We start from the raw sequence: 13,192 nt of genomic DNA, 5'->3' as shown, positions 1-13,192 counted from the left end.
TTCCTGATTAAAACTGAAATTTAATGAAAACTACCAATGCGTTCGATATCACCAAAATTCATCCAGATGAAAAATGCTTTTCCAACAATATTTTCATCTGGCACAAAACCCCAGTAGCGGCTGTCAGCACTATTGTCACGGTTATCACCCATCATGAAATAGCGATTCTGTGGAACAGTACAGCTAAAACCGTCAATTTCATAAGAGCAAGACTCTTTGTCCTTAAAATCGAGCACCTGGCCTCTGTCGTAAACCGGTTTTTGCTCATTGACAAGAATGTTATGAGTAGCGTCAGTCAACTGCTCTTTGTATTGTTTCAGATAATTAAGATTATCACGGAAGTCAGGCATATCCGTATATGAAACTTCTTTACCATTCACTGATAAACGTTTGTTTTTATACACAATTTTATCACCAGGCACACCGACCACACGTTTAATATAGTCCACGCTGGGGTCTTCAGGGTATTTAAATACCATGACATCCCCTCTTTGTGGATCATTGATTGAGATGATTTTTTTATTAATCACTGGCAAACGTATGCCGTAAGTAAATTTATTCACCAGTATCAAATCACCAACATACAATGTCGGTAACATTGAGCTGGAGGGGATTTTAAAAGGCTCAAACAAGAAAGAGCGCAAGAAAAATACCAGGGCAATGACTGGGAAGAAACTGCCAGAATATTCTATCCAGACTGGTTGTCTGAGCAGACTGGCTTCTATGTCATGACGGGTATTTTCTTCCAGGCGTATGCCCTCAGCGGACAGCTTGGCACGGCGCGCATCATATTCGGCAAGGGCTTTGTCAGCATTCTGGCGGCGCTGCTTGGCAAAGACAAAAACATCCAGAAACCAGATAACACCCGTTACTATGGTCAGGACAAACAGGATCAGGGCGAAATTGCCCAGGATTGATTGGAAACTCATTTTTCATCCACTTGTAAAATCGCCAAAAACGCTTCTTGCGGGATCTCTACCGAGCCGACCTGCTTCATGCGTTTCTTACCTGCTTTTTGTTTTTCCAGCAATTTGCGCTTACGGCTGATATCACCACCATAACATTTGGCCAAAACGTTTTTACGCAAGGCCTTGACGTTTTCACGCGAGATAATGTTGGAGCCAATTGCCGCCTGGATAGCCACATCAAACATCTGGCGCGGGATCAGTTCGCGCATCTTGGCAGCAACAGCGCGACCACGGAAATGGCTGTTTGCTCTATGGACAATAATCGCCAGCGCATCTACTTTCTCGCTATTGATCAGCATATCGACCTTGACGACGTCAGATGCGCGGTTTTCCTTGAACTCATAGTCCATGGAGGCATAGCCACGCGAGGTGGATTTCAGGCGATCAAAGAAATCCAGCACGATTTCTGCCATCGGCATTTCATAGGTCAGCTTGACCTGGCGACCGTGGTAATTCATGTCCATCTGCACACCGCGTTTCTGGGTGCAAAGGGTAATCACCGAGCCCACATACTCTTGCGGCATGTAGAGATTGACGGTGACGATAGGTTCGCGTATCTCTTCTATCTTGGATGGTTCAGGCATCTTGGAAGGATTATCCACCATCAGGATGGTGCCATCAGCCATGACCACTTCATACACCACGGTTGGGGCAGTGGTGATGAGGTCCATGTCGAATTCACGTTCCAGGCGTTCCTGGACGATTTCCATGTGCAGCAAACCAAGGAAACCACAGCGGAAGCCAAAGCCCAGCGCCTGTGACACCTCAGGTTCGTACATCAGGGCGGCATCGTTGAGCTTGAGTTTCTCCAGAGAATCACGCAAGGCATCGTATTGATTAGCCTCAACCGGGAACAGACCGGCAAACACTTGCGGCTGCACTTCTTTAAAGCCCGGCAAAGGTGCTGCAGCAGGTTTGTTGGCAACCGTAATCGTGTCGCCGACTTTGGCCGATTTCAATTCTTTGATGCCAGCGATCACGAAGCCTACCTGGCCTGCCGTCAACTCAGTACGGCTCAAGGACTTGGGTGTGAATACGCCTACACTTTCGACCAGATGCTGTGCTTCTGTCGCCATGAACAAAATCTTGTCTTTCGGGCGCAAAGTACCATTTTTGATACGCACCAGCATGACAACGCCGACGTAATTATCAAACCAGGAATCGACAATCAGCGCTTGCAAAGGCGCAGTTGGATCGCCTTGCGGAGGTGGTACCTTAACAATCAGGGACTCCAAGACATCTTCAACACCCAGACCGGTTTTAGCGGAGCAATGCACCGCGTCTGAAGCATCTATGCCTATGACTTCTTCGATTTCCTTGCAGGCATTGTCAGGGTCGGCTGAAGGCAAATCAATCTTGTTGAGGACAGGTACAACTTCTACACCCAGTTCTATGGCGGTATAGCAGTTGGCTACAGTCTGTGCTTCTACACCTTGTGATGCATCGACAACCAGCAATGCGCCTTCACATGCAGACAGGGAACGGCTGACTTCATAACTGAAATCGACGTGACCGGGAGTATCGATCAGGTTCAGGTTGTATATCTGACCGTCGCGTGCCTTGTAATGCAATGCCGCTGTCTGAGCCTTGATCGTGATACCACGTTCACGCTCAATATCCATGGAATCAAGCACTTGCGCTTCCATCTCGCGGTCGGAAAGGCCGCCACAAAGCTGGATGATACGATCTGCCAGCGTGGATTTGCCGTGGTCAATATGGGCAATAATTGAAAAATTGCGGATGTTATTCATTGAAATTACGAAAAAAACAAAGGTGAAGCGAATACCGGCTATAAAAAAAGCGCTCTGAGCTGGGCAAGTTTCCCCAGGCGAGCGCCTTCAGTTTGGGTTTTGCAAAACGCCATTTTACCGGATTTCACCCCGGAAAGCCGAGAAATCGTCGGCATGATGTCAGTTGATCACTACAAAAAAGACAAGAAAGCCAGGGATTCCACTAAATCCCTTTGCGGCAAGCCCCATTTATCTTCATAGTCTATCCTGGCCAGGTACAAACCATCAGGCATGAAGGTAGGCGCAGCAATTTCACGGTTCTTACTGAGCAACACCTCGCCCATCCATTCCGGCTCTCTTTTGCCAGTGCCGACAAAGATCAGGGAACCAACGATATTTCTGACCATGTGATGCAGAAAGGCGCTGGCGCGCAGAGTGAAGATAATCATTTCACCCTGGCGCTGTATCCGTATCTCATACATGTGCTTGACCGGGGTTTTAGCCTGGCAGCCAGAGGCACGGAAAGCAGAAAAATCATGCTCGCCCAACAAATGCGAAGCAGCGGCGCACATACGCTCGACATCAAGTGGCCGAAAAGTCCAGCCTGCCCGGCCATGCCACATGGGCGAACGGATGGCGGCATTATGCAAAATATAATGATAAGTACGGGCGCGGGCACTAAAACGCGCATGGAAATTGTCTTCAGACTCAGGGGCCAGAGGCAATTCCTTGGCCCATTGCACAGCCACGCTGGGGGGCAAAAAGGCATTTACACCATTTACCCACGAATAAGGCTCGCGCGCCAGTTCGGTATCAAAATGGACGACCTGCTCTATACCATGTACGCCAGCGTCAGTGCGCCCGGCGCAAGCGGTTTTGATGTCACTTTTGGTAAATTGTTGCAAGGCCCGTTCCAACACGTCTTGCACGGTATTACCGGAAGGCTGCGTTTGCCAGCCCTGCCAAGAGTTGCCGTCGTACTGCACACCTAAAACTAATCTTTTCAACACAATGCGATTTCCAAAAAAACAAAAACGGGCGCCAGCATACGCTGCGCCCGTTATGACTACGACAAGACCATTAAGCCATTTGAGCTATCATGGACTTGGCTCTTTCTACCTGATCAGTAGTACCGCCTTTGAGTACTTCATCCAGCAATTCGCGGGCACCTTCTTTATCACCTATTTCATGATAGGCAACTGCCAGATCCAGCTTGGTTGCCATTTCAGCATTGTGCGCTGGTGCCTCCTCTACTGCCGGTGCTGCGCCCGGGTCCAGATCAAGATCAATGCCGGACAGATCAAATTCAAAGGCTGACATGGCATCAGCTTCCGCTTTTTGCGCTGTCAATTCAGGCAATGGAGCCTCTGCTGATTCTTCAGCCAGGGATGCTGCCAGCAGATTTTCATCCAGTTTTTCATCCGGCGGCAAGATATCCAGAGACAAATGATCTGCTGCAGGTTTGTCTGACGCGAAATCTATATGACCCAAATCCAGCTCGAACTTCTCAGCTTCTGGCTCTGCTGCAACGACGGGGGCCGCCTCTGCCGCCACATGAGCAGGCACATCATCCTTGCTGCCAAAATCAAAGTCTATCGTACCAAAATCGACTTCTGGTGCTGCAGCAGGTTCTGCGGCAGGCGCAGCATGGGCAACAGGCTCAGGAATTTTTGGTACTTCTGGCTCAGGAATGGCCGAGATATCGAGATCAAAATCCAGGGCATGCTCATCCATCGCTGCATCTTCTGGAGCGGCACTGGCTTTTGCAGCACCACCATCACGCTGGGCTGTATCGATGATACTGATCGCTTCCAGCATGTCCTGGGACAAGGAATTGGCCAGCAGCGCCTCCGGATCAAGATCTTCCAATGGTTGGGTACCAGAACCCAGACCAGATGCTGCGGCCATGTCAGCCTTGGCTTTGCCACCGGCATACAAAGGATTGCCTGGCTCAAGCACAATACCCATGGAGGCAGCTTGCGCCCAATCATCGCCCTCGCCACTGGTCATGCCATACAATTCACTGGCCAGACGCTCAAAGGTTTTGGCATCCTTACGACCAAAATAAATTTCCAGCAATTTGACCCTTACCGCATGACGGTCTGGCTGAGTACGCAATGCTTCTTTCAGGATTTCTTCTGCCTGAGAGTCACGGCCATAGGCGATATATACGTCGGCTTCCGCGACCGGATCAACTTCATTGGCATCCAGCTGGCTGGCAGATGGCGCAAAATTGGAATTAAATACGCTGTTATTCGTATCAACACTCTGACCACCTGTAGAGCCAAACATGGAGTTGGCCTTCATGCTTGAACCGGTCAGGATACTGTCTTCAAACTGCTGTAATTTTTTCTTGCGCTGGCTGGTCCAGATGCCAACGCCACCCAGGATAGCCAGCAATGCAATACCACCTGGCAACAGGTAGTCAGAAATGCTGTCGAAGAAACTTGGCTCAGGAGGTGGCGGCGGAGGTGGCGCAGTTATCTTGCGCTTGACCGGTGGTTTTGGCGTAGCAACAGAAGCTGCGGACGCTGCAGCGGCTGGCGTGCTAGCTGGTGCTGGCACACTTGCCTGGGCAGAAACAGATGCCGGAGCAGACGCTGGCGCTGGTACTGAAGCTGGTGCGGGCGCAGGAGCAGACGCTACACTTGCAACCGCTGGCGCTGGCGTTGATGCAGGAGCACTTGCCTTGGCTTCAGGTTTAGCCTTGGCCAGCTCTGCCTGCTTGGCTGCCAGTTCCTTGTTCTTGATTTCTATCTTCTGTGCTTCGAGCAAGCCCTTGAGGTCGCTGACGTTTTTCTCAAGTTCCTTGACGCGCGCATTGGCTTCTTGCGTTGCCCTTTCCCTGGCAAGCTTGTCTTCTTCACCGCCCTTGCCTGAGGCGCGTGCCGACGCTGGTCCTGCCTTGGACAACTTCAGTTTATCTGGCGAATCAGTCGTTGCATTTGGTACTTCTTTTACCTTGGCAGTGATCTTGCCGGCACCACTTTGCTTGGTGGCAGGTGTTTTTTCTGCTGGAGCCTCTGCTACCTGACCTGCCAGCTTGTTGCGGTATGCATTGAAATCAGCGGCGTGCGCGACCACAACAGAATGAGCTTCAGTGCTGCTTCCGGCACTTGCATTGGCAGACTCAGCATCCGGCACGTTCAGAATCTGGCCGGACTTCAGGCGATTCATGTTATTGCCGGCAAAAGCCTGTGGATTGGCACGGTAAATACTGACCAGCATTTGATCAAGGGAAACGCCCTCAGCGCGGTAACTACCGGCTATCTTGCTTAAAGTATCACCAGCCTTGACCTGATATTCGCCGGCAGATTTGATTTCCTTGCCGGCTTCAGCGTTTTTTGGTGCTGGTGACCTGTCATTTCTCAAACCGGGATTATTTGCAACCGTATTTGCACGGGTGTTTTTGGCTGCATTAGATGCAGATGTATTTTGTGGCTGGTTAGCAACAACGACGGGATTACTGACTTGCACGGATTGACTGTTTCGCAATTCAGCGGGGTCCAGCAAGAAGGTGTATTCTCTCAGCAGCTTACCATTGGCGGAGTTTAACTCCAGCAGCATATCAACGAAAGGCTCGTTCATTGCCTGGGATGAGCTGATGCGAATGACATAATTTGCGCCGCGCTGCTCAACTGCAAAACGCAGTGACAATAATGCGACATTAAAGTCTATGTTCGCCTGTTTGAAAGCTTCCTGGGATGCCAGTTTGGGCACCAGGGAATCGATCTCCTCCTTGGCAGGAGAAGTCAGTTCTACCTCTGCGCGCAAGGGCTGCCCAAGAGCGGAGAGCACGGTCAGCTTACCGAGACCGGTAGCATGCGCACTGGACAACATGAACAAGGACGAGGCTACAGCAACACTTAACGCCTTGCGTCCCACGGTAATCACAGACGATTTTTTTTGATTATGCATTTTGTCAGACATATTGGGAATTTTTGGCGAACAAAGTCCGCTGGGTGACGCTTTACATATTGCTTAGCGACGCGTCCTAATGTTTCACATTAACATTACAAACATTGCCCCGCAAGCTTAACGCGATTTATCACAGTGGTAAATACATTAAGAACCCTGAAGTGCAAGGATATCGCATAAATGTTGTTGCCAAATGACAAGTGAAAAGATTATCGCCAAAAACCCAATTGTTTATTTATTAAAATTAATTCCAGAAGTCCGGCAGCACATCAATCCGGCACTCAAAGAGTTTCAAAAACAACAAGGGGGCGTCAAACGCCCCCCTATATTCTACAACAAGTTTTAACAATTACTTTAAAACATCAGGCTTTGCTGAGTTTTTAATCAATCAGGATACGCAGCATACGGCGCAGTGGCTCTGCTGCACCCCACAATAACTGGTCACCCACAGTGAAGGCGCCGACATATTCCGGGCCCATTGCCAATTTGCGGATACGGCCAACCGGAATAGTCATGGTGCCAGTGACGGCAACCGGTGTCAGGTCACGAATACTGGCTTCGCGGGTATTTGGTACCACTTTTACCCATTCATTGTCAGCAGCGATCATGGCTTCGATATCTGCCAGTGGCACGTCTTTTTTCAGCTTGAATGTCAAAGCCTGGCTGTGGCAGCGCATCGCACCGATACGTACGCAGAAACCATCGACTGGCACAGCTGCCGTACCAAAACCTGCACCCTGCCCCAGTATCTTGTTGGTCTCGGCCATGCCTTTCCATTCTTCCTTGGACATGCCGTCGCCGAGATCCTTGTCTATCCATGGGATCAGCGAACCACCCAGTGGTACGCCAAAATTGGCAGTTTCGTCGGCAGTCAAAGAACGTTGTTTGGCAATGATTTTACGGTCGATTTCCAGAATTGCGCTTTTCGGGTCATCCAGCAAAGACTTCACTTCGGCATTTAAGGTGCCGTATTGCGTTAACAATTCACGCATGTGCTGAGCACCGCCACCAGACGCGGCCTGGTAAGTTTGCGTACTCATCCATTCGACCAGGCCTGCCTTGTACAAAGCACCAACACCCATGAGCATGCAGCTGACTGTGCAATTACCACCTATCCAGTCTTTTTGACCATTGACAAGAGCTTGCTTGATCACAGGCAGGTTGACCGGGTCCAGCACGATGACTGCGTTTTCATTCATGCGCAGACTGGATGCGGCATCTATCCAGTGGCCGTTCCAGCCACTAGCGCGCAATTTAGGGTAAATTTCATTGGTGTAATCACCACCCTGGCAGGTAATAATAATTTCGCACTTCTTGAGCGCATCAATATTATTTGCGTCTTGCAAGGTCTTTTCATTCTTCGCCATTGCAGGGGCCGCGCCACCTGTATTGGACGTTGAAAAGAACACGGGTTCAATATGATCGAAATCACCTTCTTCCTGCATGCGTTGCATCAGGACAGAACCCACCATACCGCGCCAACCTACCAGACCTACCAGTTTCATCATTTTTCCCTAAAATTTTGCAGGACGTCCCTGCCCTTCATGAACAAATAGGACTTATACAAAATTGTCCCAGCAAGGCGTAGCGACGAAGACAGTACTTTAGTACGACTAGTCGCTGCAACGCAGCTGGGGCGGTTTTGCGTAAGGACTAAATTAACTCAATGCCTGCAACACAGCCTGCCCCATCTCGCCAGTACCAACCTTGGTGGTACCAGCTTCATAGATATCAGGAGTACGCAACCCCTGCGCCAGAACTTTCTTGACCGCATTCTCTATGCGGTCTGCCTGCTCGGCCTTGTTCAGCGAGTAACGCAACATCATGGCAGCAGACAGGATGGTTGCCAGCGGATTCGCTACGCCTTTGCCAGCGATATCTGGAGCTGAACCATGTGAAGGTTCATACAGGCCCTTGTTATTTGCATCCAGCGAAGCCGATGGCAGCATGCCTATGGAGCCGGTCAGCATGGATGCCTGGTCTGACAAGATATCGCCAAACATATTGCCGGTGACAATGACATCAAATTTCTTGGGTGCACGTACCAGTTGCATGGCGGCATTATCGACATACATGTGGTCCAGCGCTACATCCGGGTATTCTTTATGTACATCCGTAACGATTTCTTTCCAGAACTGGAAAGTTTCCAGCACGTTGGCCTTATCAACGCTAGTCAGGCGCTTGTCGCGTTTTTGCGCAGCCTGAAAGGCGACGTGGGCTATGCGACGAATTTCAGATTCTGCATAACGCATGGTATCGAAACCTTCGCGCTCGCCTTTGAAAGGGCCGTCAGGACAAACGCGAATACCGCGTGGCTGACCAAAATAAATATCACCTGTCAGCTCACGGATAATCAATATATCCAGGCCTGAAACCACCTCTGGTTTTAATGTCGATGCACCTGCCAGCTCCGGATACATGATGGCCGGGCGCAGATTGGCAAACAACTTCAGGTTTTTACGCAAACCAAGGATGGCCTGTTCAGGACGCAGTGGACGATCCAGGGTGTCATACTTCCAGTCACCGACTGCGCCAAACAACACCGCATCCGCTTCCAGCGCCAGTTTCAAGGTTGCTTCTGGCAAAGGATGACCAGACGCTTCGTAGCCTGCACCACCTACTGGTGCGGTTTCCATTTCAAAAGACTCGCCCAGCGCATTCAACACCTTGACTGCCTGCTCAACAATTTCCGGACCTATGCCGTCACCCGGCAAAATAGCAATTTTCATATTCTCAACAAATTAATTTAGATGGCTGATACAGGTAGCTGATTCAAGTAAGGTATTCAAATGACTTAGATGGTATTGGCAAGCCAAGGCTGTGCCGCCAAGTGGCGCTCTTCAAAGGCGCGTATCTTGTCAGACTGGCGCAGCGTCAGGCCAATATCGTCGAGACCATTGAGCATGCAGTATTTGCGGAACGCGTCAATATCAAAACCATAGCTGGCACTGCCATTCGTGGTGCGCACGACTTGCTGCTCCAGATCAACGATCAGGCGATAGCCAGGAAAAGCCTTGACTTCATTGAACAATGCATCGACCTGAGCCTCGCCCAGGACGATAGGCAGCACACCATTTTTATAGCAGTTATTAAAGAAGATGTCGGCAAAACTCGGGGCGATAATGGCGCGAAAACCAAATTGCTCCAGAGCCCAGGGCGCATGCTCACGCGAAGAACCGCAACCAAAATTTTTACGTGCGAGCAAAATCGAAGCACCCTGGTAGCGTGCTTGATTCAATACAAATTCCGGATTCACAGGGCGCTTGCTATTGTCCATGCCAGGTTCGCCGTGATCGAGATAGCGCCACTCATCAAACAAATTGGGACCAAAGCCACTGCGTTTGATGGATTTCAGGAACTGCTTGGGGATGATGGCATCGGTATCCACATTAGCCCGGTCCATGGGCGCAACCAAGCCATCCAATAAAGTAAATTTTTCCATACCCGTGCTTATTTTTTACCTACATTCTCGACTGCTTCACCAGCCTTTTTAACGTCTTTACCTATGCCCTGTACGGTATTGCATGCTGTCAGTACCAGTGTGCACATCGCCAATACAAATATCTTTTTCATGTCATCTCTCCTGGTAAATTAAGATAATCCACGTACATCGACAAAATGTCCTGCCACACCAGCTGCTGCAGCCATGGCAGGTGACACCAGGTGGGTGCGGCCACCCTGGCCCTGACGGCCCTCAAAGTTACGGTTGGAAGTGGAAGCACAACGCTCACCCGGTTCCAGCCTGTCGGCATTCATTGCCAGGCACATCGAGCAACCTGGCTCACGCCATTCAAAACCTGCGGCTTTAAATATCTGATCCAGGCCTTCACGCTCAGCCTGTTCTTTGACCAGGCCAGAACCTGGCACGACCATCGCCAGCTTGACGTTTGACGCGCGGTATTTGCCACGCACCACAGCTGCCGCAGCACGCAAATCTTCTATGCGCGAATTAGTGCAGGAGCCGATAAAGACTTTATCAATACGGATATCAGAAATGGCCGTATTCGGCTCCAGCGCCATATAGATCAATGCTTTTTCTATGGCATCACGTTTAACAGCATCTTTTTCCTGCTCAGGGTCAGGTACGCGGCTATCTATCGCCACCACCATTTCGGGCGAGGTACCCCAGGTAACCTGTGGCTTGATTTCTGCGGCATTGAGCGTCACTACCATGTCGAATTTGGCACCAACATCGGTATGCAGTGTGCTCCAGTATTCAACAGCCCTGTCCCAGTGCGGGCCAACGGGTGACAAGGGGCGGCCTTTAACATAGTCGATGGTAGTCTGGTCCACTGCCACCATGCCAGCACGCGCACCAGCTTCAATCGCCATATTGCAGACGGTCATGCGCCCTTCCATAGACAGATTGCGGATGGTTGAACCGGCAAACTCAATCGCGTAACCGGTGCCGCCTGCGGTACCAATCTTGCCTATCACTGCCAGCACGATATCTTTTGCTGTCACGCCGACAGGCATGGCACCATCGACTTGCACCAGCATGGATTTGGATTTTTTGGCGATCAGAGTCTGTGTCGCCAGCACATGCTCAACTTCAGATGTACCAATGCCATGCGCCAAGCAGGCAAAAGCGCCATGAGTCGATGTATGCGAATCACCACAAACGACAGTCATGCCCGGCAAGGTTGCGCCTTGCTCAGGGCCTATTACGTGAACGATGCCCTGGCGTTTGTCTGCCATGCCAAAATAGGTTAAACCATATTCCTTGGCATTGGCATCCAGTGTTTCTACCTGCAAGCGGGAAATCGGATCATCGATACCATCGATGCGGTTTGTGGTTGGCACATTGTGATCTGCCACGACCAGATTAGCGGATAGTCGCCATGGCTGACGTCCAGCCAGCTTCAGACCTTCGAAAGCCTGCGGACTGGTCACCTCATGCAACAAATGGCGGTCTATATAGAGAATTGCCGTGCCATCGTCTTCTGAATGGACTACATGGGATTCCCATAATTTATCGTAAAGCGTTTTAAGCATAATCTGAAGCCTGGAAATAAGTCATTGGTTCTTGCTACATCCTGTACTGCATCTTTTTTTCGCATTTGATTATGCCACAATTGTGCAACGCAAAACCAACCCTCACGCCAAAATGGTGCATGAAAATTTCAATATAAATGCATGAGTTTGATGAAAATCGCCAAATTTTCATCTGGATTTTGAGGGGAATCTGGAAAATTGCCAGTGAATATTCTGGAGCAGATTCAGCGACGTGGCACTCAGAACAGTGCCAGCAGGAGAGAAATGCGTTGGCCGGCAAGCGGCCAGTCAAGTTACGGCACAGAAGCCACAGAAACAATTGCCCTCAGTGTAGCATGATCCTGCCCCGCCTCTGAACGACCAAGAATGGAAGCAGGATCATGCCTGACATCAGGTACCAGACTTGACATCACCACATTGCGCCCTGTGGCGTAGTGCATGATCCATCAGGACCAGCGCCAGCATGGCTTCAGCGATTGGTGTGGCGCGGATGCCGACACAGGGATCATGACGTCCAAAGGTTTCCACCATGACAGGATTACCATCTTTATCGACTGATCTTCTTGGCGTACGTATTGAGGAGGTAGGTTTGATCGCAATCGAAACCGTAATATCCTGACCAGTAGAAATACCCCCCAGTATGCCACCGGCATTATTGCCAACAAAACCCTCAGGTGTCAGTTCGTCACCATGTTCAGAACCGCGTTGTGCAACTGAGCGGAAGCCAGCGCCGATTTCCACTCCTTTGACTGCATTAATCCCCATCATGGCATAAGCAATTTCTGCATCAAGTTTGTCATAGATAGGTTCGCCCAGACCAACTGGCACATTGGAGGCAACGACATCGATTTTGGCACCGATGGAGTCACCATCCTTGCGCAAGGCATCCATGTAATCTTCAAGTTGCTGTATCAGCGCAACATCAGTAGTTGGCGCAAAGAACGGGTTAGTTGCAGCATGCTCCCAGGCTTGAAATGGAATGACAATTTCACCCAACTGACTCATACCGCCGTGGAACACCGTCCCATATTGCTGATTCAACCACTTTTTTGCGATTGCTGCGGCACCAACAACGGGCGCAGTCAAACGCGCAGAAGAGCGCCCACCACCACGCGGGTCGCGAATGCCGTATTTATTCCAATAAGTGAAATCGGCATGCCCTGGTCGAAAAGTTTCGGTGATGTTGCCATAATCTTTACTGCGCTGGTCCTGGTTGCGGATCAGCAGACCTATCGGCGTACCTGTTGTCTTGCCCTGATATACACCGGACAGAATTTCCACCGTATCAGGCTCCTGGCGCTGGGTCACATGGCGGGACGTGCCGGGGCGGCGGCGGTCAAGTTCTGGCTGTATGTCTGCTTCAGACAATTCCATGCCCGGCGGGCAGCCATCAATCACGCATCCGATAGCTGGACCGTGGGATTCGCCGAAGGTTGTAACAGTAAACAAGGTGCCAAAAGTATTACCGGACATATTATTTCGAAAATGAGAGGTTAGACAGAATAAATTCCATTTTACCAGTGAAGCGCCCAGTACAGAATTTAGCCTCTGTATGATGTAGCAAAAGATTTCACTATTTTT

10 protein-coding genes are annotated in these 13,192 nt (G+C 50.2%); all 10 read right to left on the bottom strand.

The annotated features are described in order from the left end of the window. Positions 1 to 20: 20 nt before the first annotated feature. Complete coding sequence (gene lepB, locus UNDKW_RS09750) at positions 21 to 929, bottom strand: signal peptidase I (RefSeq protein WP_162058528.1); 909 nt, start codon at positions 927 to 929, stop codon at positions 21 to 23. Beyond that, the gene (gene lepA, locus UNDKW_RS09745) at positions 926 to 2,719 is read right to left on the bottom strand and encodes a translation elongation factor 4 (RefSeq protein WP_162040892.1); all 1,794 of its coding nucleotides are present in this window, start codon (positions 2,717 to 2,719) and stop codon (positions 926 to 928) included. Before lepA ends, lepB begins: the two co-directional genes overlap by 4 nt. 170 nt (positions 2,720 to 2,889) lie before the next feature. Then, complete coding sequence (gene truA, locus UNDKW_RS09740; protein ID WP_162061863.1) at positions 2,890 to 3,705, bottom strand: tRNA pseudouridine(38-40) synthase TruA; 816 nt, start codon at positions 3,703 to 3,705, stop codon at positions 2,890 to 2,892. A 73-nt stretch (positions 3,706 to 3,778) separates the two neighbouring features. Beyond that, complete coding sequence (locus UNDKW_RS09735; RefSeq protein WP_232063324.1) at positions 3,779 to 6,616, bottom strand: FimV/HubP family polar landmark protein; 2,838 nt, start codon at positions 6,614 to 6,616, stop codon at positions 3,779 to 3,781. 380 nt (positions 6,617 to 6,996) lie between these two features. Then, positions 6,997 to 8,124 carry an aspartate-semialdehyde dehydrogenase gene (gene asd / locus UNDKW_RS09730; protein WP_162040891.1) on the bottom strand — a complete coding sequence of 376 codons (1,128 nt, stop codon included), beginning with the start codon at positions 8,122 to 8,124 and terminating at the stop codon, positions 6,997 to 6,999. 150 nt (positions 8,125 to 8,274) lie between these two features. Continuing rightward, complete coding sequence (gene leuB / locus UNDKW_RS09725) at positions 8,275 to 9,345, bottom strand: 3-isopropylmalate dehydrogenase (protein ID WP_162040890.1); 1,071 nt, start codon at positions 9,343 to 9,345, stop codon at positions 8,275 to 8,277. A gap of 65 nt (positions 9,346 to 9,410) precedes the next feature. Continuing rightward, a complete protein-coding gene (gene leuD / locus UNDKW_RS09720; protein ID WP_162058526.1) occupies positions 9,411 to 10,058 on the bottom strand; it encodes a 3-isopropylmalate dehydratase small subunit in 648 nt (215 codons plus the stop codon). 8 nt (positions 10,059 to 10,066) lie between these two features. Then, positions 10,067 to 10,189, bottom strand: a complete 123-nt coding sequence (locus tag UNDKW_RS09715) for an entericidin A/B family lipoprotein (RefSeq protein ID WP_162058525.1) — start codon at positions 10,187 to 10,189, stop codon at positions 10,067 to 10,069. Positions 10,190 to 10,207: 18 nt separating this feature from the next. Continuing rightward, positions 10,208 to 11,611, bottom strand: a complete 1,404-nt coding sequence (gene leuC / locus UNDKW_RS09710; RefSeq protein WP_162058524.1) for a 3-isopropylmalate dehydratase large subunit — start codon at positions 11,609 to 11,611, stop codon at positions 10,208 to 10,210. A gap of 390 nt (positions 11,612 to 12,001) precedes the next feature. Further along, positions 12,002 to 13,084 (bottom strand): chorismate synthase, encoded by a 1,083-nt coding sequence (gene aroC, locus UNDKW_RS09705; protein WP_162058523.1) that lies wholly within the window; start codon positions 13,082 to 13,084, stop codon positions 12,002 to 12,004. Positions 13,085 to 13,192 lie beyond the last annotated feature (108 nt).

Origin of the sequence: Undibacterium sp. KW1, from assembly GCF_009937955.1 — a bacterium.
Lineage (GTDB): Bacteria > Pseudomonadota > Gammaproteobacteria > Burkholderiales > Burkholderiaceae_D > Undibacterium.
The sequence above is the reverse complement of the archived record's forward strand: the minus strand, read 5'-3'. Positions and strand labels throughout refer to the sequence as shown.